The sequence below is a fragment of the Amycolatopsis sp. NPDC049252 genome (assembly GCF_043197175.1).
Classification (GTDB): Bacteria; Actinomycetota; Actinomycetes; order Mycobacteriales; family Pseudonocardiaceae; genus Amycolatopsis.
In genome coordinates this window covers 142,181-168,991 of the sequence record NZ_JBICSQ010000003.1, presented here as the reverse complement: position 1 = coordinate 168,991, position 26,811 = coordinate 142,181, and the positions used below count along the sequence as shown (strand labels likewise).

General features: G+C 71.4%; 24 protein-coding genes and 1 tRNA gene. 10 read left to right on the top strand and 15 right to left on the bottom strand.

The annotated features are described in order from the left end of the window. Positions 1-175 precede the first annotated feature (175 nt). The 3 genes from ACGFMK_RS06185 to ACGFMK_RS06175 all read right to left on the bottom strand — a co-directional run bounded on the left by ACGFMK_RS06185 (position 176) and on the right by ACGFMK_RS06175 (position 3,691). Positions 176-2,149, bottom strand: coding sequence for a M6 family metalloprotease domain-containing protein (locus ACGFMK_RS06185; RefSeq protein WP_392758894.1), 1,974 nt, complete (start codon positions 2,147-2,149; stop codon positions 176-178). A 227-nt stretch (positions 2,150-2,376) separates the two neighbouring features. Next, the gene (gene prmC, locus ACGFMK_RS06180; protein WP_392758892.1) at positions 2,377-3,243 is read right to left on the bottom strand and encodes a peptide chain release factor N(5)-glutamine methyltransferase; all 867 of its coding nucleotides are present in this window, start codon (positions 3,241-3,243) and stop codon (positions 2,377-2,379) included. Positions 3,244-3,340: 97 nt separating this feature from the next. Further along, on the bottom strand, positions 3,341-3,691 hold the full coding sequence (locus ACGFMK_RS06175) for a MerR family transcriptional regulator (protein WP_392759356.1): 351 nt from the start codon (positions 3,689-3,691) through the stop codon (positions 3,341-3,343). Between the two features lie 81 nt (positions 3,692-3,772). Between ACGFMK_RS06175 and ACGFMK_RS06170 the strand changes: the two genes are divergently transcribed. The 4 genes from ACGFMK_RS06170 to ACGFMK_RS06155 all read left to right on the top strand — a co-directional run bounded on the left by ACGFMK_RS06170 (position 3,773) and on the right by ACGFMK_RS06155 (position 7,360). Further along, entirely contained in the window at positions 3,773-4,552 is a 780-nt protein-coding gene (locus tag ACGFMK_RS06170; RefSeq protein WP_392758890.1) for a TIGR03619 family F420-dependent LLM class oxidoreductase, read from the top strand. Positions 4,553-4,669: 117 nt separating this feature from the next. Beyond that, entirely contained in the window at positions 4,670-5,674 is a 1,005-nt protein-coding gene (locus ACGFMK_RS06165; protein WP_392758888.1) for a glycosyltransferase family 2 protein, read from the top strand. Then, entirely contained in the window at positions 5,671-6,102 is a 432-nt protein-coding gene (locus ACGFMK_RS06160; protein ID WP_392758886.1) for a GtrA family protein, read from the top strand. Before ACGFMK_RS06165 ends, ACGFMK_RS06160 begins: the two co-directional genes overlap by 4 nt. Continuing rightward, complete coding sequence (locus ACGFMK_RS06155) at positions 6,095-7,360, top strand: hypothetical protein (RefSeq protein ID WP_392758884.1); 1,266 nt, start codon at positions 6,095-6,097, stop codon at positions 7,358-7,360. The genes ACGFMK_RS06160 and ACGFMK_RS06155 overlap by 8 nt, the downstream gene beginning before the upstream one ends. Before the next feature lie 67 nt (positions 7,361-7,427). Here the strand turns inward: ACGFMK_RS06155 and prfA are convergent, their stop codons facing one another. The 8 genes from prfA to argS form a co-directional block, all read right to left on the bottom strand. Further along, complete coding sequence (gene prfA / locus ACGFMK_RS06150) at positions 7,428-8,498, bottom strand: peptide chain release factor 1 (protein ID WP_392758882.1); 1,071 nt, start codon at positions 8,496-8,498, stop codon at positions 7,428-7,430. Positions 8,499-8,589: 91 nt separating this feature from the next. Further along, entirely contained in the window at positions 8,590-8,820 is a 231-nt protein-coding gene (gene rpmE, locus ACGFMK_RS06145) for a 50S ribosomal protein L31 (protein ID WP_323322847.1), read from the bottom strand. A 190-nt stretch (positions 8,821-9,010) separates the two neighbouring features. Further along, entirely contained in the window at positions 9,011-11,044 is a 2,034-nt protein-coding gene (gene rho / locus ACGFMK_RS06140) for a transcription termination factor Rho (RefSeq protein WP_392758880.1), read from the bottom strand. 410 nt (positions 11,045-11,454) lie between these two features. Beyond that, entirely contained in the window at positions 11,455-12,339 is an 885-nt protein-coding gene (gene thrB, locus ACGFMK_RS06135) for a homoserine kinase (RefSeq protein ID WP_392758878.1), read from the bottom strand. Beyond that, the gene (thrC, locus tag ACGFMK_RS06130) at positions 12,336-13,397 is read right to left on the bottom strand and encodes a threonine synthase (RefSeq protein WP_392758876.1); all 1,062 of its coding nucleotides are present in this window, start codon (positions 13,395-13,397) and stop codon (positions 12,336-12,338) included. Before thrC ends, thrB begins: the two co-directional genes overlap by 4 nt. Next, a complete protein-coding gene (locus ACGFMK_RS06125; RefSeq protein ID WP_392758874.1) occupies positions 13,394-14,707 on the bottom strand; it encodes a homoserine dehydrogenase in 1,314 nt (437 codons plus the stop codon). Before ACGFMK_RS06125 ends, thrC begins: the two co-directional genes overlap by 4 nt. Before the next feature lie 6 nt (positions 14,708-14,713). Further along, entirely contained in the window at positions 14,714-16,144 is a 1,431-nt protein-coding gene (gene lysA, locus ACGFMK_RS06120; protein ID WP_392758872.1) for a diaminopimelate decarboxylase, read from the bottom strand. A gap of 3 nt (positions 16,145-16,147) precedes the next feature. Next, entirely contained in the window at positions 16,148-17,803 is a 1,656-nt protein-coding gene (argS, locus tag ACGFMK_RS06115; RefSeq protein ID WP_392758871.1) for an arginine--tRNA ligase, read from the bottom strand. A gap of 252 nt (positions 17,804-18,055) precedes the next feature. Here argS and ACGFMK_RS06110 point away from each other — a divergent pair, with 252 nt between their 5' ends. Next, positions 18,056-18,871 carry a DUF3105 domain-containing protein gene (locus tag ACGFMK_RS06110; protein WP_392758869.1) on the top strand — a complete coding sequence of 272 codons (816 nt, stop codon included), beginning with the start codon at positions 18,056-18,058 and terminating at the stop codon, positions 18,869-18,871. Then, positions 18,868-19,593 carry a DUF305 domain-containing protein gene (locus tag ACGFMK_RS06105; RefSeq protein ID WP_392758867.1) on the top strand — a complete coding sequence of 242 codons (726 nt, stop codon included), beginning with the start codon at positions 18,868-18,870 and terminating at the stop codon, positions 19,591-19,593. The genes ACGFMK_RS06110 and ACGFMK_RS06105 overlap by 4 nt, the downstream gene beginning before the upstream one ends. On the opposite strand, the gene ACGFMK_RS06100 is transcribed toward ACGFMK_RS06105, so the two are convergent. Then, on the bottom strand, positions 19,594-20,514 hold the full coding sequence (locus ACGFMK_RS06100) for a cation diffusion facilitator family transporter (RefSeq protein WP_392758865.1): 921 nt from the start codon (positions 20,512-20,514) through the stop codon (positions 19,594-19,596). A 170-nt stretch (positions 20,515-20,684) separates the two neighbouring features. After that, positions 20,685-21,791, bottom strand: coding sequence for an epoxide hydrolase family protein (locus ACGFMK_RS06095; RefSeq protein WP_392758864.1), 1,107 nt, complete (start codon positions 21,789-21,791; stop codon positions 20,685-20,687). A gap of 148 nt (positions 21,792-21,939) precedes the next feature. Here ACGFMK_RS06095 and ACGFMK_RS06090 point away from each other — a divergent pair. The 4 genes from ACGFMK_RS06090 (at position 21,940) to ACGFMK_RS06075 (ending at position 24,283) form a co-directional block, all read left to right on the top strand. After that, positions 21,940-22,012: transfer RNA gene (locus ACGFMK_RS06090), tRNA-Arg, on the top strand. A gap of 170 nt (positions 22,013-22,182) precedes the next feature. Beyond that, positions 22,183-22,680 carry a pyridoxamine 5'-phosphate oxidase family protein gene (locus ACGFMK_RS06085; protein WP_392758863.1) on the top strand — a complete coding sequence of 166 codons (498 nt, stop codon included), beginning with the start codon at positions 22,183-22,185 and terminating at the stop codon, positions 22,678-22,680. 43 nt (positions 22,681-22,723) lie between these two features. Beyond that, positions 22,724-23,131 (top strand): YciI family protein, encoded by a 408-nt coding sequence (locus tag ACGFMK_RS06080; protein WP_392758861.1) that lies wholly within the window; start codon positions 22,724-22,726, stop codon positions 23,129-23,131. A gap of 6 nt (positions 23,132-23,137) precedes the next feature. Then, the gene (locus tag ACGFMK_RS06075) at positions 23,138-24,283 is read left to right on the top strand and encodes an RNA polymerase sigma factor (protein WP_392758859.1); all 1,146 of its coding nucleotides are present in this window, start codon (positions 23,138-23,140) and stop codon (positions 24,281-24,283) included. Positions 24,284-24,356: 73 nt separating this feature from the next. On the opposite strand, the gene ACGFMK_RS06070 is transcribed toward ACGFMK_RS06075, so the two are convergent. Then, entirely contained in the window at positions 24,357-24,998 is a 642-nt protein-coding gene (locus ACGFMK_RS06070) for a TetR/AcrR family transcriptional regulator (protein ID WP_392758857.1), read from the bottom strand. A 49-nt stretch (positions 24,999-25,047) separates the two neighbouring features. Next, positions 25,048-26,718 carry an FAD-dependent oxidoreductase gene (locus ACGFMK_RS06065; RefSeq protein ID WP_392758855.1) on the bottom strand — a complete coding sequence of 557 codons (1,671 nt, stop codon included), beginning with the start codon at positions 26,716-26,718 and terminating at the stop codon, positions 25,048-25,050. Positions 26,719-26,811 lie beyond the last annotated feature (93 nt).

Sequence of the window (26,811 nt, the reverse complement as noted above, 5' to 3'; positions counted from 1 at the left end):
CTCCCGGGAGCAGGACGCCGACTGGACCCTGCACGCCACCGGCTCCCTCACCGCGGAGGGGGGCCGGTGCCCGGGAAGGGGCCCCCCCCCCGGGCCCCCCGCCCGGGGCGCCCCCCCCCCCCGGGGGTGTGGGGGGGCGGCCCCACCCCCCCCACACCACCCCCCAGGGCCGGGGTCAGAAGCCGAACGCCGGGCAGCTCGCGGTGGCCGTCTTCGACGGGTCGCTCACCGACGTCGCCGTCAGCTTGACGCGGGCCGCGAGGTCACCGCCCGGGCCGCGCTTGGCGTAGGCCGGCACCGTCACGTGCTGGCCGAACTTCGCCGTCGCCAGCTCGTTCGGCAGGCGGACCTGCCAGCCCTTGGCGTCGGTCGCCACGCTCAGCCGGTAGGTGTCGGTGTCGTACGGCGCCTTCGCGCCCTTCGCCGAACCCGTGTTGAACAGGCCGAAGTCGCAGGTCGCGAGCCCGCCGCGAGCGAACGCCGGCGGCGCCGGGGTCACCGCGGCGCCCCGCGCCTGGCTGCCCGCGCCGTCGAGCGAAGCGACCGTGACGGTGTACGAGAGCACGCCCTTGCGGTCCCGGGCGAGGTCGGTGACCAGGAACTTCAGCCGGTTCGCCTGGTCGGTGTACTCGTACGGGCTCGCCGCCTCGGTGCCCGCCTTGAACAGCGCGTCGTTGAGCTGGCGGTAGTCACCGATGGTGATCTTCACCGGGGTGCCGTCCGGCTTGGTGTAGTCGGTGATGCCGATGTCGGCCGGGTTGGCGTCGATCACCCAGTCGAACGGCGCGTTGTCCTGGTTCTTCGTCTTGGTGATCATGACACCCGAGTCCGGTGCGAAGGAGTCCGCACCCATCCGGTCGACGACCTCGACGGTGTAGTTGTCGTAGCCGCCGCCGTCGCAGAACGGGTCCTTGGCGCGATCGCACTTCGGGCTCTTGTCGCCGCCGGTGAGCTTGATGTTCAGCCCGGTGAACGCGCCCGGCTGCGCTTCGGTCTCGCGGGCGGTCAAGCGGGCCGACACCGGGCCGGACGCCGCCAGCTGGTTACGGTCAAGCTGCAGCACGTCCGCCGGGTCGACTATGCCGAGCTTCAGCTTGTTGCGCAGCTGGTGCTGCGCGCCCATCGAACTGCCCTGCGTCGCCGGGATCTGCCAGCGCGTGTGCGGCCCGCCCGGTCCGTTGAACGTGCCGCGCGACAGCATGTCCCACGGCCCGCTGTAACTGCGGGACGGCGGGATCCCGAACGGGTTGTTGTAGTTGTCGCCGATGCCGAGGATGTGGCTGAACTCGTGGGCGTAGGTCGACTGCCCGGAGCTTTCGGCCTGCACCGAGCTGCCGTTCCCGGCGTTGGGCCAGATGCTGGCGGCCGACGCCCACGACGTCCACGGGACGTACCGGGTGGCGGCGTAGTTCGGCAGGTCGTGGTTCGGCGGGCCGAACGCGTCCGGGACGTTCTCCTTGGTGCCGAACTTCATCTCGCCGAACTCCTGCCAGGTCGAGCTTTCGTCCTGGCCGGCGGACAGGTAGAAGACGAAGTCGAACTGGTTCGCCGCGTCGCCGACGTCGGCGCGCCAGGCGTTCCCGGCGTCCGTGCGGATGTCCCGGTCGCAGTTCGCCGACGGCGGGCAAGCACCCGGCTGGAACTCCATGCCGTACTCGTAGGACTGGCCGGGCATCCGGTACGGCCCGAACGCCGTCAGCTGCACGCCGAAGCGGCCGCCCGAGTCCTCCATCCAGTACTCGTTGATGGTGTGCCCGTGGTTGAGGGCTTCGGGCTTGTTCAGGAAGTCCTGGTAGTACTGCGCGACGTTCGCGCGCGGGATGTTCGCGGCGGCGGGACCGGGGTTGCCGAACACGGTCGAGTTCGGCGCCTTCGTGACGACGAAGTCCTGGTCGGGGTAGTCGGCGAGGACGACGGCGCCCTTGAAAGTGCGCTGGGTGGGTTCGAGCGAGGGATCGGCCCAGTTCGTCCCGGGCACCTTCTTGTAGTCGGACCACGTCATGTGGTCCTGGTTCTCCCAGTGCGCGGCGTCGATCGGGGCGGGCCAGTCACGGGTGAGCGGCTCGGCGGCGGCGGTCCCGGCACCGAGTCCGGACAGCACGACGACGGCCGCGAGCAGGGCGAGCGCTTTCGGGGTTCTGGCGCGCATCTGCGGCTCCTTCACTGGGAACCGGCGGGGTGGCGGTTTCCCGTGATCGACCGTATTGAGCCGCGCTGTCTGCCTTCTGCCTCGAAGCGAGGATCTACCCGCTTGCCCCACGACGAAAGTCTGGCCGCTTTGTCAGGCCCGACCGGCGCTGTGGACAACTCCGGCCGCGGGCACGGCGAGCACCGGGAACTGTCGGTGGCCGCCGGTAGCGTGGAAAACGGGGCTGCTCAGCCCAGCCGTCGCGCCGTGACGAAGCGGGCGCGGCCTGCCAGGTCCAGGTGGCCCTCGACGCCCGTCAGCACCCGGCGGGCGCGGACCAGGGCCGGGACCGCCGAGCCGTGCGTGTCGTCGTGTTCGATGGCCAGGCCGCCGCCCGGGCGCAGGAGGCGCGCGCCCGCCGCGATCGCGTGGCGGATCACCGCCAGGCCGCTCTCCTCGGCGAACACCGCGCGCGGCGGGTCGTGCTCGGCGACCTCGGGCGGCACCGGCGTGCCGTCCGGGACGTACGGCGGGTTGCACAGCACCAGGTCGACCAGGCCGTCGAGCTCGGCGAACATCGTCGGGTCGGCGATGTCGCCGGAGTACAGCCGGATCGGGGTGTCGCCGGCGTCGGCGTGGACGTCCGCGTTGTGCCGCGCCCAGGCCAGCGCCTGCGGGTCGACGTCCACCGCGTAGACGACCGCGTCCGGGCGCGCGTGCGCGACGCCGAGCGCGAGCGCCCCGGAGCCGGTGCACAGGTCGACCACGACCGGGAACTCCCGGCCCTGCAGGAACTTGACGCCCCATTCGAGCAGCAGCTCGGTCTCCGGCCGCGGCACGAACACGCCGGCCCCGACCGCGACGGTGATGTCACCCAGCGCGGCCCAGCCGGTGAGGTACTGCAGCGGGATCCGCTTCGCGCGCTGCTGGACGAGTTGCCCGATGGCCTCGATGACCGGCGGGTCGACCAGCGGCACCATCGGCAGCCGTCCGCGTTCGACCCCGAGCACGTGCGCGGCGATCACCTCGGCGTCGAACCGCGGCGAGGAGACACCCGCGCGCTCGAGAATGCGGGTGGCCTCGATGATGGCCAGGCGCAGCGGCTGCCGATTCACTCGTCGTCCTTCACCTCGTCAAGCCTGGCACACCAGGCGGAACTCCCCCGTCAGGACACGCGCCGGTCCCACGCCGTCCAGCGTATCGAGCGGGCGGTCACGCGCCCTCTTCGGTCAGGTACCCGGCCAGCGTCGTGCGCCGCGCCTGGAGCACGCCGATCCGGTCGTCCATGGCCGTCAGCTCGCGGTGCAGCACCTGCGCCAGCTCCGGGCAGAGGTCCAGGTGCGCCTCCTCACCGCGCGCGCACCGCAGGGCCGACCCGATGACCTCCGTGTTCAGCCCCGCCGCGAGGAGCCGGCGGATCTGCCGCACCCGGACGACGGCGTCCTCGTCGTAGCAGCGGTAGCCGTTGCCGTCGCGTGACGCCGCCAGCAGGCCCTGCTCCTCGTAATAGCGCAGCAACCGCGTGCTGACGCCCGTCCGTTCCGCGAGCTCGCCGATCCGCACGTGACCCCCGAGGTTGACCTTCACACCGATGTGAAGACCTAACGTCGCCGGCACGACCGAACATTTCCCCGGGAGGATCTGATGGACCTGGAAGTCGTGCTGCCGAACGAGCGGCCGGACCTGCCGCCCGGCCGCCCCGCCGAGCTGGCCCGCGTCGCCGAGGACCTCGGCTACCGCACCGCGTGGCTGCCCGACCACCTGATCCCGCCCGGCGCGTTCGGCGACGTCTTCGGCGGTGTCTACGAGCCGCTGGTGACCCTCGCCCACATCGCCGCGCTGACCAGCCGGATCCGGCTCGGCACGTCGGTGCTGATCGTGCCGCTGCGGGAGCCGTACGCGCTGGCCAAGCAGGTCGCGACGCTCGACCGGCTGGCCGGGCACCGGTTCGACCTCGGCGTGGGCACCGGCTGGAACGAGCCCGAGTTCGCCGAGGTCGGGGCCGATTTCGGGGCCCGTGGCAAGCGGACCGACGCCACCCTCGACCTGCTCCGGGAGCTGTTCCGCACCGGCCGCGGTCCCGGCGGCGGGTACTTCGAGCCGCGGCCGGCGGGCCCGGTGCCGATCACCGTCGGGGGCAACTCCGTGGCCGCGCTGCGGCGCGCCGCCCGGATCGGCTCGGCCTGGCAGAGCGCGGGCCTGGCCCCCGCCGACTTCGGGGAGCGCGCCGCGACCCTGCGGGCGCTGGCCGGCGACCGGCCCGTCCGGGCCACCGCGCGGATGCAGTGGCGGGACGACGCCGGGACGACCGCCGGCGAAGCGCGTGCCTACCGGGACGCCGGTGCGGACGCCGTGGCCGTCCATTTCGGCGGCGAGGAGGGCAGCGAAAGCCGGATGCGCGCCCTCGCCGCCGCGGCGGGCTGACCGGGCCCCGGCGTGGCGGCCGGTCCGATCTCCTAGGATGCAGGGCACCGGGTCGGGGAATCGCCTGCTCCACGGCGCCGCCCGCACCTTCGCACCGAAACTCCGGGGAGCCCCGCAGTGCCCACTGAGCCGATCACCCGCCGGGTGGCGTTCATCTTCCCGATCTACAACGAGGAAGAGAACATCGACCTGCTGCACCGGACGGTCGACGAGGTGACCGCGCCCCTGGCGGACCGGTACGCCTTCAGCTTCATCTACGTCGACGACGGCAGCCGGGACCGCTCGCTGGAGAAGCTCACCGAGCTCGGCGCCCGGGACGACCGGGTCACGGTGGTCGAGCTGTCCCGCAACTTCGGGCACCAGATGGCCGTCACGGCCGGGCTCGACCTGGTCGACGCGGACGCCACCGTCATCATGGACAGCGACATGCAGGACCCGCCGCGGGTGGCGCTCGAGCTGATCGAGAAGTGGGAAGAGGGCTTCGACGTCGTCTACGCCCAGCGCCGCTCGCGCCAGGACTCGGCGTTCAAGAAGTTCACCGCCGGGGCGTTCTACTGGTTCCTGCGGAAGATGGCCGCGGTCGACATCCCGAAGAACACCGGCGACTTCCGGCTCGTCGACCGCAAGGTCGTCGACGAGCTGCGCAAGTACCGCGAGCGCGACCGCTTCCTGCGCGGGCTGGTCAGCTACGTCGGGTTCAAGCAGACCGCCGTGCTGTTCGACCGCGACAAGCGGCACGCGGGCGTGACCGGCTACCCGCTGCGCAAGATGCTGCGCTTCGCGGCCGACGGCATCCTCGGCTTCTCGGTCACGCCGCTGCGGATGATCACCCGCTTCGGCTACCTGATCTCGTTCCTGAGCTTCCTCGGGATCCTCTACGTCGGCGGGGTCAAGCTGTTCGCGCCGGAGACCGCGGTGCCCGGCTGGGCGTTCCTCGGCGTCGCGATGTTCTTCCTCGGCGGGATCCAGATCATCATGCTCGGCGTGCTCGGCAGCTACATCGGCCGCACGTACTCCCAGGTGCAGAACCGGCCGCTGTACGGTGTCGCGTCGGTGCGCACGGGCCGGGCCGAGCCGGCCACGGCCCGCGAAGGCGCCGACGCGGGAAGCGGCACCCGGTGAAGCTGATCACCCCCACCCAGCTCCGCTTCGCCGTCGTCGGCGTGGCGAACACGCTGGTCGACGCGCTCGGTTACGCACTGCTGGTGACGCTGGGCGTCCCGTTGTTCGTGGCGAACTTCATCTCGACGACCGCGGGCATGCTGCTCAGCTTCGGCCTGAACCGCAACTTCACGTTCCGCGCGAAGGACGGCGACGTCCGCCGCCAGGCGCTGCTGTTCTTCGCCGTCACCGCGTTCGGCCTCTGGGTGGTGCAGGCGCTGATCATCCTGGCCGTCACCAAGGCGTTCCCCGGGGTGCACGTGCTGATCCCGAAGTTCGCCGGGATCGCGGTCGGCCTGGTCTGGAACTACGTGCTATACCACAAGGTCGTCTTCCGGCAGCGGCCCTCGGCGGCCGAGGCGCCGGTCCCGGAGGTCTCGCATGACTAGCACCGCCGTCCCGGCCCGGGCGGCCGAAGCGGCCGAGCCGGAGACCGCGGAACCCGCCCGCGGGAACCGCTGGGGCTGGCTGCGCGGCGACTACGCCCGCGTCCTGGCCATCGTGCTGGCCTGGAACGTGGTGCTGATCGCCGTGGCGTGGCTGTTCGGGCCCTCCACCCCGGCCAGCGAGGGTATCCCGAAGACCGGGGTCGGCTCGACGCTGAGCCTGCTGTCGCACACCTACCGCTGGGACGCCGGCAACTACGGCGAGATCGCCGCGCACGCCTACACCGGCAGCTACGTGCCGACCCGGGCGTTCTACCCGGTTTTCCCGATCCTGGTCTGGCTGGTGCAGACGATCAGCTTCGGCACGCTCGGCCTGCTCGCCGCCGGGTTCCTGGTCAACGTGGTGGCCACCTGGCTGGCCGCGGTGGCGCTGCTCCAGATCGGACGGCACTTCTTCGCGGGCGAGCGGGCCCCGTGGCTGGTCGTCGCGGCGTTCCTCTCCGCACCCACCGCGTTCTTCCTGCACTCGTTCTACAGCGAAGCGGTGTTCTGCGCGCTGGGCTTCTGGGCCTACCTGTTCGCGCTGCGCCGCCAGTGGCTGTGGATGGGCCTGACCCTGATCCCGCTGACCGCCTCGCGCGTCACCGCGGCGGTGTTCGTCGGCCTGTGCTTCCTCGAGTTCTGGCGGTCCAAGGACTGGAAGCTGCGAGGCCTGCTCTCGTGGCACCTGCTGTGGTTCCCGGCCGCGTTCCTCGGGCTCGGCGCCGTGATGGCGTACATGAAGGTCCAGACGGGCAGCGCGTTCGCCAGCTTCAACGCGCTCAAGGGCGTGGCGAGCTGGTCGTACCACCACTTCGACCCGAACATCGTCAAGACGCTCTGGACCGAAGGCAAGATCACCGGCCACGCGCTGCTCGGGGACACCCGGATGGACTCGTGGACGCTGATGAGCCACGTCCTGCCCCTCATCGGCCTGGTGCTGCTCTTCGTGTCGTCGGTGTACGTCCTGGTCGCGCTGCGCTCGAAGGGCGTCCCGCTGGCGCTGTTCGGGTTCGCGTCGATCGTGATGCTGACGATGAACAGCAACGTGGTGTCGGTGCACCGCTACCTGCTGCCGTGCCTGGTGATGTACGTGGCGCTGGTGCTGTTCGGCGAGCGCCGCCCGCAGCTGCGCGGCACCGTGCACGTGGTCCTCTACGCGAACTCGCTGATCTGCGGCGCGATCTTCCTCCGCTTCGTCTCGGGCAACTGGGCGGGCTGAGCCTCGGCGCAGACACACCGAAGGCCGTGCAGCTGAGCTGCACGGCCTTCGGTCGTTTCGGGGGGGGTCAGCCGGACTGGGAGGCCAGGCGTTCTTCGCGGTCCGCCGTCGCCAGGGCGTCCAGCACGCCGTCGAGGTCACCGTCCAGGACCTGGTCCAGGTTGTACGCCTTGTAGTTCACCCGGTGGTCCGAGATGCGGTTCTCGGGGAAGTTGTACGTGCGGATGCGCTCCGAGCGGTCGACCGTGCGGACCTGGGAGCGGCGGGCGTCGGACGCCTTGGCCGCGGCCTCCTCCTCGGCGACCGCCTGGAGGCGGGCCTGCAGCACCTGCAGCGCGCGGGCGCGGTTCTGGATCTGCGACTTCTCGTTCTGGCACGAGACGACGATGCCGGTCGGCAGGTGGGTGATCCGCACCGCCGAGTCGGTCGTGTTGACGCTCTGGCCGCCCGGGCCCGACGAGCGGAAGACGTCGATGCGCAGGTCGTTCGGATCGATCTCGACCTCGACCTCTTCGGGCTCCGGGTAGATCAGCACCCCGGACGCCGACGTGTGGATCCGGCCCTGCGACTCGGTCGCCGGCACCCGCTGAACGCGGTGCACGCCGCCCTCGAACTTCAGGCGGGACCAGACGCCGTCGACGACCGCCGACTTGGTCTTGATCGAGAGGGTGACGTCCTTGAAGCCGCCCAGGTCGGAGTCGACCGAGTCGAGCACCTCGGCCTTCCAGCCGTGCCGCTCGGCGTAGCGCAGGTACATCCGCAGCAGGTCGCCGGCGAACAGCGCCGACTCCTCGCCGCCCTCGCCGGACTTGATCTCCATCACGACGTCGGAGCCGTCGTACGGGTCGCGCGGCAGCAGCAGCTCGGTGAGCTTCGACTCGAGGTCGGGGATCCGCGCGCTCAGCTCCTCGGCCTCCGCGGCGAACTCCGCGTCTTCCGAGGCCATCTCCTTCGCCGCCGCGAGGTCGTCACGGGTGGTGTCGAGCTCGTGGACGGCCCGCACCACGGGCGTCAGCTCGGCGTAGCGGCGGCCGAGCTTGCGGGCGCGCGCCTGGTCGGCGTGCACCGCCGGGTCCGCCAGCTCGGTCTCCAGCTTCGCGTGTTCGGCGAGCAGCCCCTTGAGCGAGCTCGAATCCACCTCTGCCACCTCTCAGCTCGGTTCGGCACGCCGTGCCCGTACAAAAAGAACGGCGCCCACCCGCGCGTGCGGGTGGGCGCCGTGAAAAAAGCTACTTGGCGTCGGCGTCCTTCTTCTGACGCTTGCCGTAGCGAGCCTCGAAGCGCGCCACGCGGCCACCGGTGTCCATGATCTTCTGCTTGCCCGTGTAGAACGGGTGGCAGTTGGAGCAGATCTCGACGTGGATGCTGCCGCTGGTCTTGGTGCTGCGCGTCGTGAAGGTGTTACCGCAGTCGCAGTCGACGTTCGTGACCACGTACTCGGGGTGAATACCGCTCTTCATGGTGTCCTCTCTCGTTGGCTCCGGGTCCCCAGTCTTCGAGCGGGGTGAACCGGCGCCGGACTTCAGCGGGTAATTCTGCCAGACAGGCTGACGACTACTTGAACAGACCCCGTTGACCTGGTATTCCCAGCGGCCAGAAGATCGAAAAGGGCCCTCCCGACGAGTCGGGAGGGCCCTTTCAACACGAGACTCAGTCGTCCTCGTTGCCGCCGAGGGCGGTCTTCGAGACCTGCATGAGGAACTCGGTGTTCGTCTTCGTCTTGCGCAGCCGCGAGATCAGCAGGTCGATGGCCTGCTGCGAGTCGAGCGCGTGCAGCACCCGGCTCAGCTTCACGGTCACGGCCAGCTCGTCCGGGTTGAGCAGCAGCTCGTCCTTGCGGGTACCCGACGGGTTGACGTCGACGGCCGGGAACACCCGGCGCTCGGCGATCTTGCGGTCGAGCTTGAGCTCCGCGTTGCCGGTGCCCTTGAACTCTTCGAAGATGACCGTGTCCATCGTCGACCCGGTCTCCACCATCGCCGTGGCGAAGATGGTCAGCGAGCCGCCGTTCTCGATGTTGCGCGCCGCGCCGAGGAACCGCTTCGGCGGGTAGAGCGCGGTCGAGTCGACACCACCGGACAGGATCCGGCCGGACGCCGGGGCCGCCAGGTTGTACGCGCGGCCGAGACGCGTGATCGAGTCGAGCAGCACAACGACGTCGTGGCCCATCTCGACCAGGCGCTTGGCCCGCTCGATCGACAGCTCCGCGACCGAGGTGTGGTCCGCCGGCGGCCGGTCGAAGGTGGAGGCGATGACCTCACCCTTCACCGAGCGCTGCATGTCCGTGACCTCTTCCGGACGCTCGTCGACCAGGACGACCATCAGGTGGCACTCAGGGTTGTTCGTGGAGATCGCGTTCGCGATGTCCTGCATGATCGTGGTCTTACCGGCCTTCGGCGGCGACACGATCAAGGCGCGCTGTCCCTTGCCGACCGGCATGATCAGGTCGATCACGCGGGTCGTGAGCTTGTGCGACTCGGTCTCGAGGCGCAGCCGCTCGTTCGGGTACAGCGGGGTCAGCTTGGTGAAGTCGGGACGACGCTTGGCCTCGTCCGGCTCCAGGCCGTTGATCGAGTCGACGCGCACCAGCGGGTTGAACTTCTGCCGCTGCTGCTCGCCCTCGCGCGGCTGCCGCACGACACCGGTGATGGCGTCACCGCGGCGCAGGCCGTACTTGCGGACCAGCGAAAGCGAGACGTACACGTCGTTCGGCCCGGCGAGGTAGCCCGAGGTGCGCACGAACGCGTAGTTGTCGAGCACGTCCAGGATGCCCGCGACGGGCAGCAGGACGTCGTCCTCGCGGATCTCGGTGTCCGGCGAACCGGCGTCCCGCTGGCCACCCCCGCTGCCACGACGGCGACGGTCGCGGAAGCGACGGCCGCGACGGCCGCCTTCCTCGTCGTCGTCCTGCTGCTGCTGGGCGCGGTTGTCGCGGTTGTCCTGGCCGCCGCGGCTGCCGCCGTCCTGCTGGTTGCGCTGGCGGTTGCCGTCCTGGCCCTGCCGGTTGTCGTTCCGGTTGCCCTGACCCCGGTCGCGCTGGCCGCCCTGCTGGCGGTCGCCACCCTGCTGCCGGTCGCCGCCACCCTGACGCTCGCCCTGCTGGCGGTCGCCGCCGTTCTGGCGGTCACCACCCTGCTGGCGGTCGTTCTGGCGGTCGGCGCCGTTCTGGCTCTCGGGCGCACCGGCGGCGCGGTTGGAACCGCGGCGACGCCGGCTGCGGCCGCCCTCCTCGGGCGCGCCGTCCTGGCCCTGCTGACCGTCCTGCTTGTCCTGCTGCGGGCGCTCGGCCTGCGGCTGGGTGTCCGCCGGCGCGGCCGGCGCCTCGACGGAAGCCTCCGCGGCCACGGCCTTCTTCGGCTCCGGCTTCGTCTCGACCGGAGCTGGGGCGGCGGCCTTGGGCTCGCTCTTCGGGGACGCCTTCGGCGGTTCGCCGACGCCCTCCAGTGGCAGGGTCTCGTTCGCCGCACGCTTGCGAGACTTGCCCTGACGCTCACGGATCGCGGCGATCAGGTCGCCCTTGCGCATGCCCGTCGTCTCCCCGACGCCGAGCTCCCCAGCCAGCGAACGCAGTTCGGCCACAGTCTTGCCGGTCAACCCGCCGACCGTCTTCTTGGGAGCGGGGGCCGTGCCGTTCGACTCCGCGGCGCTGCTACCCACGTCGCTCAAAAGATCGGTGTTGCTCACACATGTCCTTCCTGACCGATCCACGCCTCCAGGCGGATCAGCGGACTGCCGCTCGCTTCTGATCGCGAACCGGCGTAACTGCCCCCCGATACGGGAGATGAGCTCTTCGGCCGTGCGAAACACAGCTGGAGCGCCTCCACCACAGGGGTTTGCGTCCTCCATTCGGAGGACACGAAATTCGGCACCGCCGAAACCGGAAACCCGCCTGCGTCCCTCCGCGTTACCCCGCTTGCCAGGCGGTGCGGATCTGGCGGATCGACGAAGGATGCCATCCGGGAAAGCTCCCAGGACCGGCACCGGGTGCGGAAACGCACGGTGATCGAACGCCCCCGAGGGTAGACCGCGGCGGTGCCGGGTGCAACAACCACCCCCCGCGTGGCGGGCCCCACCGCAGGCACGTGACCCAGCCTTTACTGAGCCGCAACCTGCACACCCGCGAGATCCGCGGGCAGCTCGTAGACGTCGAAGCCTTCAACACCCACCTCTGGCGGCAATATTCCCGTCGTGGTCAGTGCGAGCACCGTCGGGCCCGCGCCGGAGACCGCCGCGGCCACGCCCCGTGCACGCAGCGTGTCCACCAGCCCGGTGCTCGCCGGGTAGGCGGGCGCGCGGTAGTGCTGGTGCAGGCGGTCTTCCGTGGCCGCCAGGAGCAGCTCCGGTTTCGCCGTGAGCGCGTGCACGGCCAGCGCGGCGCGGCCGGCGTTGTGCGCGGCGTCGGCGTGCGGCACGGTCGAGGGCAGCAGGCCGCGGGTGGTCGCGGTGGCCGAGCGGACCGCCGGGACCGCGACGACCGGCCGGATGGCGGCGTGCGGGGTGAGCCGCTCGGCGTGGAACTCCCCGCCCGCGCACCAGGCCAGCACGAGCCCGCCGAACAGGCTCGCCGCCGCGTTGTCGGCGTGGCCCTCGAAGCCCGCGGCCAGCTGCAGCGCGTCGAACTCGTCGATTTCCCGGCCGGCCAGTGCGTACCCGGCGGCGACCCCGGAGACCACCGCGGCCGCCGAGGACCCCAGCCCGCGCGCGTGCGGGATCGCGTTGAAGCAGCGCAGGTGCAGGCCGGGCGGCTCGACGCCGAGGTGCGCGCAGGTCCGCCGGATGGCCCGCACCACGAGGTGGGTCTCGTCGGTGGGCACGTCGGCGACGCCGCCCGCGCCCGCGTCGATCACCTCGACCTTGAGGCCGGCGTCGGTGACCTGCACCTCGACGACGTCGTAGAGCGCCAGCGCCAGGCCGAACGCGTCGAAGCCCGGGCCCAGGTTCGCAGTGGACGCCGGGACCGTCACGCGGAACCCGCTCACCGCAGGTCCAGCGCCGCCGCGACCGCCGAGGGGTCCACCGCCAGCGGTTCGACCTCGACGTTGCCCGCCAGGGCGGTCTGCGGGTCCTTCAGGCCGTGGCCGGTGACGGTGCAGACGACCGTGGCGCCCTCCGGCAGCCGGCCGTCGGCGGCCGTCGCGAGCAGGCCGGCCACGCTGGTGGCCGACGCCGGCTCGACGAACACGCCTTCACGCCCGGCCAGCAGCCGGTAGGCCTCGAGGATCTTCTCGTCGGTGACGGCTTCGAAGAGCCCGTTCGACTCCTCCTTCGCCTTGACCGCGGCGGTCCACGACGCCGGGCTGCCGATCCGGATCGCGGTCGCGATCGTGTCCGGCTCGGCCACCGGCTCGCCGAGCACGAGCGGGGCCGCGCCGGCCGCCTGGAAGCCGAACATCCGCGGGGTGTTCTTCACCACACCGTCGGCCGCGTACTCCGCGTACCCCGCCCAGTAGGCGGTGATGTTGCCGGCGTTGCCGACCGGCAGGCAGTGGATGTCCGGGGCCGCGCCGAGCACGTCGCAGATCTCGAAGGCGGCGGTCTTCTGCCCGGCGATGCGCACCGGGTTGACCGAGTTGACCAGGGTGACGGGGTAGTCGGCCGCGGTCTTGCGGGCCAGCTCGAGGCAGTCGTCGAAGTTGCCGTCGACCTGCAGGATCCGCGCGCCGTGCAGCACCGCCTGGGCGAGCTTGCCCATGGCGATCTTGCCCTGCGGCACCAGCACGGCGCAGGTGAGCCCGGCGCGCACGGCGTAGGCCGCGGCCGAGGCTGAGGTGTTGCCGGTCGACGCGCAGATCACCGCCTTGAGGCCGCTGGCGAGCGCGTGCGTGATGGCCACGGTCATGCCGCGGTCCTTGAACGAGCCGGTCGGGTTCGCGCCCTCCACCTTGAGGTAGACGTCGCAGCCGGTCAGCTCGGACAGGTACCGGGCGGGCAGCAGCGGGGTGTTGCCCTCTCCGAGGGTGACCACCCGCGCACCGTCCGGCACCGGGACGCGGTCCCGGTAGGCCTCGATGATTCCCGGCCACGGCTGGCTGATCATGCGTCCTCGCCTTCCACGCGCATCACGCTCACGACTTCGTGGACGACGTCGAGCTTCGCGATCTCGTCCACAGTGGACTGCAGGGCCGCGTCCGGGGCCTGGTGCGTCACGACGACCAGGCTCGCGCGGTCGGCGACGTGGAGCTGGCGCACCGCCGCGATGCTCACGCCGTGCGCGGCGAACGCCTGCGCCACCTGGGCGAGCACCCCGGCGCGGTCGGCCACGGAAAGGCTTACGTGGTACCGGGTCGGGGTCTGGCCCATCGGCCGCACCGGCAGGGCCGCGTGCGCCGACTCGCGCGGGCCGCGCCCGCCCGCCACCCGGTTGCGGGCCACCGCGACCAGGTCGCCGAGCACCGCGCTCGCCGTCGGCGCGCCGCCCGCGCCCTGGCCGTAGAACATCAGCTCGCCGGCCGCGTCGGCCTCGACGTAGACGGCGTTGAACGCGCCGCCGACACCGGCCAGCTGGTGGCTGCGCGGGATCATCACCGGGTGCACGCGGGCGGACACCGACTCGACGCCGTCGTCGTCGGCCACCCGCTCGCAGATCGCCAGGAGTTTGACCGTGCGGCCGAGCAGGCGGGCCGCGCCGAGGTCGGCCGCGGTGACGTCGGCGATGCCCTCGCGGTGCACGTCCGCGGCCGTCACCCGGGTGTGGAAGGCGAGCGACGCGAGGATCGCGGCCTTGGACGCGGCGTCGTAGCCGTCGACGTCGGCGGTGGGGTCGGCCTCGGCGTACCCGAGCCGGCTGGCCTCGTCGAGCGTCTCGGCGTAACCGGCGCCCGTGGAGTCCATCGCGGACAGGATGTAGTTCGTGGTGCCGTTGACGATGCCCATCACGCGGGTGATCCGGTCACCGGCCAGCGACTCGCGCAGCGGGCGCAGCAGCGGGATGGCCCCGGCGACCGCGGCCTCGAAGTAGAGGTCGGCCCCGGCGGCGTCGGCCGCCTCGAACAGGTCGGCGGAGTGCTCGGCGAGCAGCGCCTTGTTCGCGGTGACCACGGACTTGCCGGCCTTCAGCGCGGCGAGCAGCCAGCTGCGCACCGGCTCGATCCCGCCGACGAGCTCGACCACGACGTCGACGTCGTCGCTGGTCACGAGCTTCTCGGCGTCGGCGGTCAGCAGCTCCGGCGGCAGTTCGGGGTGCTTGTCCGGGCGGCGGACCGCGATGCCGGCCAGCTCGACCGGCACGCCGGCCCGGGCGGCCAGCTCGCCGGCCTGCTCGGTGAGCAACCTGGCGACCTCGCCGCCCACGGTCCCGCAGCCGAGCAGAGCGACCCTGATCGGACGGGGTTCAGCAGGAGCAGACACGGTTTCTCAGACCTCCAGGCGCAGCATGTCGTCGGTCGTCTCGCGCCGCAGCAGCAGCCGGGCGCCGCCGTTGCGCACGGCGACCACGGCCGGGCGCGGCTGCCGGTTGTACGTGCTCGCCATCGAGTAGCAGTAGGCCCCGGTCGCCGCGACCGCCAGCAGGTCGCCGGGAGCCAGCGTGTCGGGCAGCCAGCAGTCTCGTACGACGATGTCGCCGGACTCACAGTGTTTTCCCACGACCCGGGACAGCACGGCGTGCACCGGCTGCTCGTTGTCGCTCGCGGAGCGGGACACCAGCCGGACGTCGTACACCGCGTCGTAGAGCGCGGTCCGGATGTTGTCGCTCATCCCGCCGTCGACGCTCACGTACCGGCGCACCGCGTTGTCGCCCAGCGCGACGTCCTTGATGGTGCCGACCTCGTAGAGCGTGATCGTGCCGGGACCGGCGATCGCGCGGCCCGGCTCGCCGGCGATGCGCGGCACCGGGAGCCCGGCGTAGGCGCACTCCTTGCGGACGATCTCGCGGATCTGCGTGATCATCTGCGCCGGCGGCGGCGGGTTGTCCTTGTCGGTGTAGGCGATGCCGAAGCCGCCGCCGAGGTCGACCAGGCTCAGCTGGTCGAGCAGCTCGGGGCCGTGCTCCTTGGCCAGGTCGGCGAGCAGGCCGACGACGCGGCGGGCGGCGACCTCGAAGCCGTCGGCGTCGAAGATCTGCGAGCCGATGTGGCTGTGCAGGCCGGCCAGCTTCAGCGACGGCGCGTTGAGCACCCGCCGCACCGCCTCGGCGGCATCGCCCGCGGCCAGGGAGAAGCCGAACTTCTGGTCCTCGTGGGCGGTCGCGATGAACTCGTGGGTGTGCGCCTCGACGCCGACGGTCACCCGGATCAGCACCGCCTGCACGACGTCGTGGCGCGCGGCGATGTCGGCCAGCCGGGCGATCTCGTAGTACGAGTCGAGCACGACCGTGCCGACGCCCGCGACGACCGCGGCCTCGAGCTCGGCCGGCGACTTGTTGTTGCCGTGGAAGGTGATCCGCTCGGCCGGGAAGTTCGCGCGCTGCGCCACGGCGAGCTCGCCGCCGCTGCAGACGTCCAGGCTCAGCCCCTGCTCGGCCACCCAGCGGGCGATCTCGATGGAGAGGAACGCCTTGGACGCGTAGTGCACGAGCGCCGGGTCGTCGAACGCCTCGGCGTAGTCCGCGCAGCGGGACTTGAAGTCGGCCTCGTCGACCACGAACAGCGGCGTGCCGTGCTGCTCGGCCAGCTCGCGCACGTCGACCCCGGCGATCCGCACGACGCCGCCGGCGCCGCGGAAGGTGTTGCGGGGCCAGACCTTCGGGTAGAGCCGGTCGAGCTCGTCGCCGCTCGCGGGCGGGAACCCGGAGGAGTCGGCGTGGGGGTAGACGTCGGCGTGCCGTGGGCCCGCGGGGTGCGCCATCGATTACATCCGTTCCGGTGCGGTGACGCCGAGCAGCGCGAGGCCGTTGGCGAGCACCTGACGTGCGGCCTGGTAGAGCGCGAGCCGCGCGAACGTCAGAGGGGTGGCCTCCTCGTCGCCCATCGGCAGCACGCGGCTCGAGTTGTAGGACTTGTGGAAGGCGCCCGCGAGTTCTTCGAGGTAGCGCGCGATCCGGTGCGGCTCCCGCATGTCGGCGGCCCGGCGCACGGTTTCCGGGAACTCGCCGACGGTGCGGATCAGGTCGCCTTCGGCGTCCGACGTCAGGAGTCCGAAGTCGACGTCCACATCGGACTTCAGGCCGAGGTCGGCGGCCGCGCGCTCGATCGAGCGGATCCGGGAGTGGGCGTACTGGACGTAGTAGACCGGGTTGTCGTTGGAGTGCTTGCGCAGCAGGTCCAGGTCGACGTCCAAAGTGGAGTCCACGGAGTAGCGGATCAGCTCGTAGCGGGCCGGGTCGACGCCGACGGCCTCGACCAGGTCCTCCATCGTGATCACGGTGCCGGCCCGCTTGGACATCCGCACCGGCTTGCCCTCGCTGACCAGGTTGACCATCTGGCCGATCAGCACCTCGACCGTGGCCGGGTCGTCGCCGAACGCGGCGGCCGCGGCCTTGAGCCGGGCGATGTAACCGTGGTGGTCCGCGCCGAGCATGTAGATGCACAGGTCGAAGCCGCGGTTGCGCTTGTCCTTGAAGTAGGCCAGGTCACCGGCGATGTAGGCCGGGTTGCCGTCCTGCTTGATGACGACGCGGTCCTTGTCGTCGCCGTACTCCGACGACTTCAGCCACCAGGCGCCGTCTTCGAAGTAGAGGTTCCCGGAGTCCTTCAGCTGCTGGACGGCGGCGTCGACCGCGCCCGACTCGTGCAGCGAGTTCTCGTGGAAGTAGACGTCGAAGTCGGTGCCGAAGTCGTGCAGGCTCTGCTTGATCTCGGTGAACATCAGGGTGATGCCGATCCGGCGGAACGTCTCGTGGCGCTCGTCCTCGGGCAGCGACAGCGCGCTCGGCTCGGCCTTGATGACCTCGGCGGCGATGTCGTTGATGTAACCACCCGCGTAGCCATCCTCCGGGGCCGGCTCGCCCTTCGCGGCGGCGATCAGGGACCGGACGAACCGGTCGATCTGGGCACCGGCGTCGTTGAAGTAGTACTCGCGGGTGACCGCGGCCCCCTGCGCGCCGAGCACGCGGCCCAGCGCGTCGCCGACCGCGGCCCAGCGCGTGCCGCCCAGGTGGATCGGGCCGGTGGGGTTGGCCGAGACGAACTCCAGGTTGATCTTGGTGCCGGCCAGCGCGTCACCGCGGCCGAAGGCGTCACCGGCGTCGAGGACCTGGCGCACGATGTCACCCTGCGCCGCGGCGGCCAGGCGGAAGTTGAGGAAGCCCGGGCCCGCCACCTCGGCGGAGGCGACACCGTCGGTGGCCGCGACCGCTTCGGCCAGCGCCTCGGCGAACTCGCGCGGCTTCAGCCCCGCCTTCTTGGCCACCTGCAGGGCCAGGTTGGTCGCGTAGTCGCCGTGGTCGGGGTTGCGCGGGCGTTCGATGGTCACCTGCTCCGGCAGCACGGCGTCGTCGATGCCGCGTGCGGTCAGTACCTGCACGGCGGAGCTGCGGACCAGGTCGGCGAGAGCTGCGGGAGTCACTCCGCGAATTCTAGGTGCGCTCTGGTCGGAAGCTTTCGGCGGTCTCGGCCACGTCACGGGCGCGATCCACGAACGGCTTTCCGGGGGGTCCGGGTGGCGGAGCCCCCGGCCCTCGGCGGCTACTCCGTGAGGTGTTAACGGTGATCAGACGCGTGGTCTCTACACTGGCCCGGGCGGGAATCCGTCCGCAGTCACCAGAGGGAGAACGCGGGAGCCATGGCGAACCGGACAACTCGGAAAAAGGGGTCGGCCGTGAAGGCGGCCCGCGGGTCCGTCGTGAGCAAGAAGGGCACGCCGTGGGGCACGATCATCGCGGTCGTGGCCATCGTCGCCCTGGCTGCCTCCGTGATCACCTACTACATGATCGCGTCGGCGCCCAAGCGTGACCAGGCCGGCCGCGAAGAGGCCGCCGCCTCGTTCGCGCCGACCGCGTCCGACCCGGACCCGTCGAAGCGCATCCCCGGCGTGATCACCGCGACCTACACCGGCAGCGTGCACGTGCTGCCGACCGAGCGCGTCGCCTACGACAAGACCCCGCCGTTCGGCGGCCCGCACGACCAGACGTGGGCCACCTGCACCGGCATCGTCTACCCGAACGCCGTCCGCACCGAGAACATGGTGCACGCGCTCGAGCACGGCGCCGTGTGGATCGCCTACAACCCGCAGCAGATCTCGGGTGACGCGCTGAACCTGCTGAGCGTGCGCGCCAAGGACAAGCCGTTCACGATGCTGTCGCCCTACCCCGGTCTCGACAAGCCGATCTCCCTGCAGTCCTGGGGCCACCAGCTGAAGCTGGACAGCGCCGGCGACCAGCGGATCGACGAGTTCATCGCGGCCCTGCGGTCCAACCCGAACGGCGTCTACCCCGAGGTCGGCGCGTCCTGCGACGCGGTGCCGGGCTCGTTCGACCCGGACAACCCGCCGCCGTTCGACCCGTCGAAGCCGGGCCCGGACGCGAAGCCGATGGACTACAAGGGCAGCACCGCCGCACAGGGTGAGCAGGGCGCCCCCGGCGGCATGCCGTCCGCGCCCGCTTCCGCCCCGGCCTCGGGCGCGCCGTCGCAGTGAGTTCCGAAGCCGACCTCGACCCCGACTCGGACTCGGATGAGGTCATCGAGCAGCCGACGTGGTCGCGCTGGGTGATCATCGGCGGGACGCTGCTGGCGGTCCTGCTGATCGGCGGCGTCGCGGGGATGTTCGTCACCCGCGCCGTCGACGACCCGGCGGCCACGGCGACCCCGGCCCGCGACTCGGTCGAGGTCGGCTTCGCGCAGGACATGTCGACGCACCACCTGCAGGCGGTCACTATGTCGGGCATCGCCCGGGACCGCACGACCGACCCGGAGATCAAGCAGCTCGCGTTCGACATCGAGCGCACGCAGCTCGAGCAGGTCGGCCGCATGAAGGGCTGGCTCATGCTGTGGGACCAGCCCGAGCAGTCGATCGGCGCGCCGATGAAGTGGATGACGGAACCGATGTCGGGCCACGACGGCATGTCGATGGCCCCGCAGTCGGTCTCCCCCTCCGGCGGCGCGCTGATGCCGGGCATGGCGACGGACACCGAGCTGACGAAGCTGCGGTCGCTGTCGGGCCGCGCGTTCGACGTCTACTTCCTGCAGCTGATGCTCCGCCACCACCAGGGCGGCACGTCGATGGCGCAGTACGCGTCGCAGCACTCGAACCTGCCGGCCCTCAAGGCGTTGGTGAACAGCATCCTCACGTCCCAGGGCGCGGAGATGGACCAGATGAAGCTGATGCTCACCGGCCGGGGCGCCCAGCCGCTGCCCTGATTACCAGGACAGTTCCTGGCAGCGGCGCGCGCAGTGGGGCGCCTCCACCTGCAGGGTCGCGTGCTCGATCGCGTACCGCGTCGAGAGCAGGTTCTGGGCCTCGGTCAGCACGTCCGACTGCTGCGCCGGCGGGGCCAGCGTCAAGTGCGCCGAGGCCACCTCCATGCCCGACGTCAGCGTCCAGACGTGCAGGTCGTGCACGTCCGCGACGCCCGGGAGCGCCGACAGCTCCGCGCTGATCGCGCCGACGTCGACGCCCTGGGGGGCGTGCTGGAAGAGGATGCGCAGGGCCCGCCGGGCCAGGGTCCACGTGCGGGGCAGTACGAACAGGCCGATCGCCACACCGATGATCGGGTCGGCGTAGCGCCAGCCCGTGAGCAGGGTCAGCGCACCGCTGAGGAGGACGCCGACCGAGCCGATCAGGTCGGCCAGCACCTCGAGGTACGCGCCGCGGACGTTGAGGCTCTCCTTCGCGCCCGAGCGCAGCACCGCGAACGAGACGAGGTTCGCCACCAGGCCGGCCGTCGCGGCCAGGAGGACCGGCAGGCCGGGCACCGCGGGTGGGTCGCTGATCCGGCCGACGGCCTCGATCAGGACGTAGGCCGCGACGCCGAACAGCAGGATCGCGTTGCCGAGCGCGGCCAGCACCTCGGCGCGGTAGAGGCCGAACGTGCGGCTGACCGTGGGCCCGGAGCGGCGGGCCAGGATGATCGCGGCCAGGGCCATGCCGACCCCGAGGACGTCGGTGAACATGTGCGCCGCGTCCGAGATCAGGGCCAGCGAGCCGGTCGTGAAGCCCACGACGAACTCCAGCACCATGAACCCGGCGCCGACGCACAGGGCGATCGTCAGGCTGCGGGTGTACCTGCCCGACGCGCTCGCCGGCGTGACCGGCTGGCCGTGCCCGTGTCCGTGCCCCATTTCGCCTCCGCTCCGGGTTCGCCGTCGAGAGCAAACATATAGTCGGATGCGCATATGTGCAATACAGGGCACCCTAAGTTCACCCTCGGAAAGCTACTCCGCCCACCCGCACGGACCAATCCACCAGGAGGGGTTTCCCGCCAGTCGGACCGGTCACACTGCGACGCCGGCTAGCGCACCAGCCGGAAGAAACCGCGGACCTGCTCGACGAAGAGTCCGGGCTGCTCGAGCGCGGCGAAGTGGCCGCCGACGGGCGGGGTCTCGAACCAGCGCAGGTCGGCGTAGCGCTGCTCCGCCTGCCGCCGCGACGGCCGCACGATCTCCTGGGGGAACACGGAAATCCCGGCGGGCACGGTGATCCGGGACAGGTCGCGGTCGTTGTTCTCCCAGTACATCCGCGCCGACGACGCGGCCGTCGCGGTGAACCAGTAGACGGAGATCGCGTCGAGGAGCTTCTCGCGGGCGACGGCGTCCTCCGGGTGTCCCTTGTGGTCGGTCCAGGCCCAGAACTTCTCGGCGATCCAGGCGGCCTGGCCGGCCGGCGAGTCGGTCAGGCCGTACCCGAGCGTCTGCGGCCGAGTGCCCTGCTGCGCGGAGTAGCCGCTGCCGGTCCGCCGGAACTCCTCCAGGTCGGCGTAGGCCCGGCGCTCTTCCGGCGTCGGGTCGTCCTGCCCCATCCGCACGGGCACGAAGTTGACGTGCACCCCGGCGACCCGCTCGGGCGCGACGCCGGCGAGGGCGTTCGTGACGGCGGCACCCCAGTCACCACCCTGGGCGCCGTAGCGGTCGTAGCCGAGCGAGGTCATCAGCTCGTCCCACAACGCGGCGACGCGCGGGATCTTCAGGGCGGGTTTGTCGCTCCACCCGAACCCGGGCAGCGACGGCGCGACGACGTGGAAGGCGTCGGCCGGGTCCCCGCCGTGCTTGCGGGGGTCGGTCAGCGGCCCGAGGACGTCGAGGAACTCGAGCACCGACCCGGGCCAGCCGTGCGTCAACACGAGCGGCAGCGCGTCCGGTTCGGGCGAGCGGACGTGCAGGAAGTGCACGCCGACACCGTCCACGGTGGCCCGGAACTGCGGGAAGGCGTTGACCCGCGCGGCGAACCCGAAGTCGTACTCCTCACCCCAGAACCGGCAGAGGTCCTGCACGTAGGCCAGCGGCGCGCCCTGCGACCAGTCGTCGACGGTCTCGGCCTCCGGCCAGCGGGTCAGCCGCAGCCGCTCACGAAGATCCGCGACGTCGGCCTCATCGAGCGGGACCCGGAACGGCTCAACCACGACAGCTCCTTCAGGTGGGCCCTCCACGCTAACGACTGCCGGGCGAATCGATCAACTTTCCGACACTGACCAGCGGATACGGTTTGCCCCGCCCTGCCCGCGCAGGCTGCAGGGGATGCGCTAAGCTTTCGGAGTCGCCCAGCGATGGGCCCTCGTAGCTCAGGGGATAGAGCACTGCCCTCCGGAGGCAGGTGTCGCAGGTTCGAATCCTGCCGAGGGCACCCAGTTCGATTGCGAAAAACCGGCCCCTACCAGCGAACACGCGGTAGGGGCCGATTCATGTCCGCACCCGCCGGTGAGCGGAAAAGTTTCTTCCCGCCGGATGTCGAGAACCCGGCGACGGCTCCGTCCCAGGGGTGTCAGCGGTTACGACGCTCCGGGAGGAACCACCATGGACCAGAACACCATCACCGAAATCCTGAACCGGCCCATCAGCCGGGAGCTGCTGGAGCGTGACCTGACCCGGCTGGCCTACGTCGCCAAGGACGGGACGCCGCGGTCCGTTCCGATCGCCTTCACCTGGAACGGCTCGGAAATCGTCCTGTGCACGTCGACGAACGCGCCGAAGCTGCACGCCCTGCGCGCGAACCCGGCGGTCGCGCTCACCATCGACACCGAGGTGCACCCGCCCAAGATCCTGCTCGTCCGCGGGACCGCCGAACTGGACGTCGTCGACGGCATTCCCGACGAGTACCTGCAGATGAACGGCAGTTACGAGATGACGCCGGAGCAGCGGGTCGAGTGGGAGGCCGAGGTGCGGTCGCTCTACGACGGCATGGTGCGGATCGTCGTGACGCCGACCTGGGTGAAGCTGATCGACTTCGAGACGACGCTGCCCAGCGCCGTCGAGGAACTCGCCGCCCGGCGGGCCGCGCGTCAGAGCGCCTGAGTCCCCCCGATCCGTCAAAATAGCCCCGAGAAGGAGAACGACGATGGCCAAGTACCTGTTGCTCAAGCACTACCGCGGCGCGCCGGCCTCGGTGAACGACGTCCCGATGGACCAGTGGACGACCGACGAGGTCACCGCCCACGTCAAGTACATGCAGGACTTCGCCGAACGGCTGGAGGCCACCGGCGAGTTCGTCGAGCACCGGCCGCTGTCCCCCGACGGCACGTTCGTCCGGTCCGACGGGGAGGGGCGGCCGCCGGTGACCGACGGCCCGTTCGCGGAGACCAAGGACCTCATCGCCGGCTGGACGATCATCGACGTCGACAGCTACGAGCGCGCGATCGAGCTGGCCGGCGAGCTGTCCGCGGCTCCGGGAGCGGGCGGGAAGCCGGTCCAGGAGTGGCTCGAGGTGCGCCCGGTCATGACCGTTCCCCCGACCATCACCGAGTGACACGCGGTGGACGAAACCCTGCTGCGGACCCTCACCCCCGAGGTGATCGGCGCCCTCGTGCGCCGGGGCGCCGACTTCGCGTCGGCCGAGGACGCCGTGCAGGACGCCCTGGTCGAGGCCGTGCGCGTGTGGCCGGACGATCCGCCGCGGGACCCCAAGGGCTGGCTGGTCACCACGGCCTGGCGCAAGTTCCTCGACGCCGCCCGCGCCGACACCTCCCGGCTGCGGCGCGAGGTGCGCGTCGAGAGCGAGCCCGCGCCCGGCCCGGGCGAGCCGGTGGACGACACGCTGCAGCTGTACTTCCTGTGCGCGCACCCCTCCCTGACGCCGGCCTCGGCCGTCGCGCTCACCCTGCGCGCGGTCGGCGGCCTGACCACGCGGCAGATCGCGCAGGCCTACCTCGTCCCGGAAGCGACCATGGCCCAGCGGATCAGCCGGGCCAAGAAGACCGTGTCGGGGGTCCGGTTCGCCGAGCCCGGTGACTTCGCCACGGTGCTGCGCGTGCTCTACCTGGTCTTCAACGAGGGTTACTCCGGTGACGTCGACCTCGCCGCCGAGGCGATCCGGCTCACCCGCCAGCTGGCGGTCCGGACCCACGACGCCGAGGTCGCGGGTCTGCTCGCGCTCATGCTGCTGCACCACGCGCGGCGCCCCGCGCGGACCGGCCCCGGCGGGAGCCTCGTGCCGCTGGCCGAGCAGGACCGCGGCTTGTGGGACACCCGGCTGATCACCGAAGGCGTCGACATCCTTCAGACGGCGCTGGCCGGTGACCGCCTCGGCGAGTTCCAGGCCCAGGCGGCCATCGCCGCGCTGCACGCCGACGCCCAGACCGCCGACGAGACCGACTGGGTGCAGATCGTCGAGTGGTACGACGAACTCGTGCGCCTCACGGGCAACCCGGTGGCCCGCCTCAACCGGGCCGTCGCGGTCGGCGAGGCCGACGGACCGCGGGCCGGGCTGGCCGCACTGGCCGAGCTCGACCCCGCGCTGCCCCGCTACAAGGCCGTCGCGGCGTACCTGCACGAGCGCGACGGCGACCCGGCGCTCGCGGCCCGGCTCTACGCCGAAGCGGCCCGCGCGGCGGCCAGCGTCCCGGAACGCGACCACCTCACCCGGCAGGCCGCACGGCTCAACGCTCTGCTGCGCGGCTGAGCGGATCCGCCTCAGGATCGGAAACCCCGGCGGTCGATCATCCACATCGGACGGTCACGAGTGGATCCGGCGTTCAGTCCTCCGGGCCGTCGTCGAGCCCGAGAAGCCGGGCCAGGACGCCGACCTGCTCGGCGTAGTGCTCGATGAACTCGGGCGAGCGGGGGTCGGCTCCACACAGGCCCTCGATGACGTGCGGGAGCGTGGTGGTCGCCATCGCCGCGGCCATCAGCGTGATCGTCAGGCAGGCCGGGTCCACCTCGGGGGCCAGCTTGCCCGCGGCTTGGAGGCCGCGGAGCCGGTCAACGGTGTGCTGCAGGCGCTCCGCCCGGGGCGCGTGGTCGAGGTCGCTCTCCGGCCCGGAGTACTCGAGGCCGCCCCAGGCCATCAGCCGGACCCCTTCGGGATCCTTCAGCGCTTCGAGCGCGTACAGCCTGATCTCGTCGGCCAGCGTTCCCTTCTCGGGCAGGAGTTCCTTTTCCCGCTCCCGCCAGCGTTCCGAGATCGCCTGGTACAGGCCCTTCTTGCCGTCGAAGTAGTACGAGATCAGCTGCTGGTTGACTCCGGCCCTGGCCGCGATCGCGCTCGTGCGGGCGCCCGCGTAGCCGTATTCGGCGAACTCCGCGACGGCCGCGTCCACGATGAGCCGCCGGGTGCGTTCCGGATCCCGTTGGCGTTCCTGTGGTTTGGGCGAGCGGCGCGGCTTGGGCTGAGGCACGGCGCAATGATACCCGCGCCTGACGGTGTCACCAGCTTCCTGAACGAGATCAAGTACCCGGTGAATTGACTTGACCACGCAGGTGGTTGTTCGCGACGCCGCTTCCCGGAACGAGGGCGAGAACTTCCCGCAGCACCCGGCTCAGCTCCCGCTCCGGCCGCGCGGCGGTTTCGACGGCGCGCCAGGCGACGAACCCGTCCGGCCGCACGAGGGACGCGCCGGTGGCGCTGATCCCGTAGGCCTCCGGGAACCGCTTCTCCGGGTCCTGGACGTCGTCGCCCATGCGCCAGGCGTGGAGGTCGATGCCGAGCTCCGGCGCCACGGTCGCCGCCGCGGCGACCCAGGACGCACCCTCGGCGCCGGCCAGCACCGTGAAGGAACCGGCGCCGAGGTCCAAAGTAGACACTCGACGCCCGTCCCGCTCCAGCCACACGTGCGGTGCCCGCAGCCCGGGCCGGCCGGTGGGGGTCCGCGGGTCCTCCACCGGCGAGTCCGGCGTCCCCGGTTCGGTGCACACGGCCGCGGACCGGTACCGGTAGCCGTGGGCCATGGTCACCTCGTCGATCCGCGTCGCGTCTTCGCCTTCGCCGGCGTGGCGGGCGTCGAGGATCCGCAGCGCGGTGTCCATCGTGGCCCGCGCGACCGGGCGGCGCTCGGCCTCGTAGGTGTCCAGCAGGCCCGGCCCGGCCTGCCCGTGGAGCACGGCGGCGAGCTTCCAGGCCAGGTTGTGCGCGTCCGCGATGCCGGTGCTCGCGCCGAACGACCCGGTCGGCGGCACCACGTGCGCGCAATCGCCCGCGAAGAACACCCGGCCGGCGCGGTAGCTCCGGGCGACCATCGCGCCGATCCGGACGTCCACCGGCAGCCGGCTCCACCCGGGCACCGGCGGCACCAGGGTGAGCTCGAGGTCCGGGATGCCGGCCGCGGCGCGGGCCAGCTCGGCGCAGCGCTCCTCGGTGAAGTCGTCGAGGCTTTCGCCGGCCTGGAACGGCACCCCCAGCATCCACCGCCCGGGCCGGCCCAGCGGGCAGAGCACCGTGCCGGTCCTCGGCCGGTCGAAGTAGGCGAGCAGGAAGCGGCGGTCCCGCAGCACGCCGTCGAGGTCGGCGTCGAAGAGGAAGTGCGCGGCGTGGCCCAGGACGCCGGGGCCGTCCGCTTCGACGCCGAGCCGGTGCCGGACGCCCGCGCGATTGCCGTCCGCGGCGATCAGGTAGCCGGCGCGGATCCGGGATTCGGTCCCGGTGCCGAGGTCCCGGACCGTGGCCGTGACGCCCTCGCCGGCGTTCTCGAACGACACCAGCTCGGTGGCGAAGCGCACTTCGGCGCCGGCGTCCTCGGCGTGGGCGCGCACCACGCGCTCCAGCTCGTCCTGGTCGATCATCGCCCAGCCGGCCGGGCTGATCCCGCCGGGCCGGACCCGGGCGAGCATGTCGACGCGGAAGCGCTCGGCACCGGCCAGGGTGTCCGCACCGATCATCTCCGGCAGGCCGGCCAGGATCGACTGGCGCTCGAGGATCTCCTCCTCGAGCCCGAAGGTCCGGAAGATCTCGAGCGACCGGGCGTTGAACGCCCGCGCCTGCGGCATGATCGCCGTCGACGGGTGCCGCTCGACGAGCGTCACCCCGACTCCTTGCCGCGCCAGGAAAAAGGCCGCTGACAAGCCCGTGATGCCGCCGCCTGCGACGAGCACCGAGGTCTCGTGGTCGTGCGGTCCGGTCATGGTGGAACCACCTTCGTCTGCTGGAGCGGGACACCCTCCATAATCAATAGTTCACATCACTATGTCAATCATCTACTTGATTGACTGGCCGGG

Bases quoted from the DNA above. Each gene is read 5' to 3' on its own strand.
- ACGFMK_RS06155 (WP_392758884.1), top strand. From the start codon at position 6,095: ATGACTAGCACCGCCGTCCCGGCCCGGGCGGCCGAAGCGGCCGAGCCG.
- thrC (WP_392758876.1), bottom strand. From the start codon at position 13,397: ATGATCAGCCAGCCGTGGCCGGGAATCATCGAGGCCTACCGGGACCGC.
- rpmE (WP_323322847.1), bottom strand. From the start codon at position 8,820: ATGAAGAGCGGTATTCACCCCGAGTACGTGGTCACGAACGTCGACTGC.
- ACGFMK_RS06185 (WP_392758894.1), bottom strand. From the start codon at position 2,149: ATGCGCGCCAGAACCCCGAAAGCGCTCGCCCTGCTCGCGGCCGTCGTC.
- ACGFMK_RS06080 (WP_392758861.1), top strand. From the start codon at position 22,724: ATGGCCAAGTACCTGTTGCTCAAGCACTACCGCGGCGCGCCGGCCTCG.
- lysA (WP_392758872.1), bottom strand. From the start codon at position 16,144: ATGGCGCACCCCGCGGGCCCACGGCACGCCGACGTCTACCCCCACGCC.
- ACGFMK_RS06170 (WP_392758890.1), top strand. From the start codon at position 3,773: ATGGACCTGGAAGTCGTGCTGCCGAACGAGCGGCCGGACCTGCCGCCC.
- ACGFMK_RS06065 (WP_392758855.1), bottom strand. From the start codon at position 26,718: ATGACCGGACCGCACGACCACGAGACCTCGGTGCTCGTCGCAGGCGGC.
- ACGFMK_RS06100 (WP_392758865.1), bottom strand. From the start codon at position 20,514: ATGGGGCACGGACACGGGCACGGCCAGCCGGTCACGCCGGCGAGCGCG.
- ACGFMK_RS06085 (WP_392758863.1), top strand. From the start codon at position 22,183: ATGGACCAGAACACCATCACCGAAATCCTGAACCGGCCCATCAGCCGG.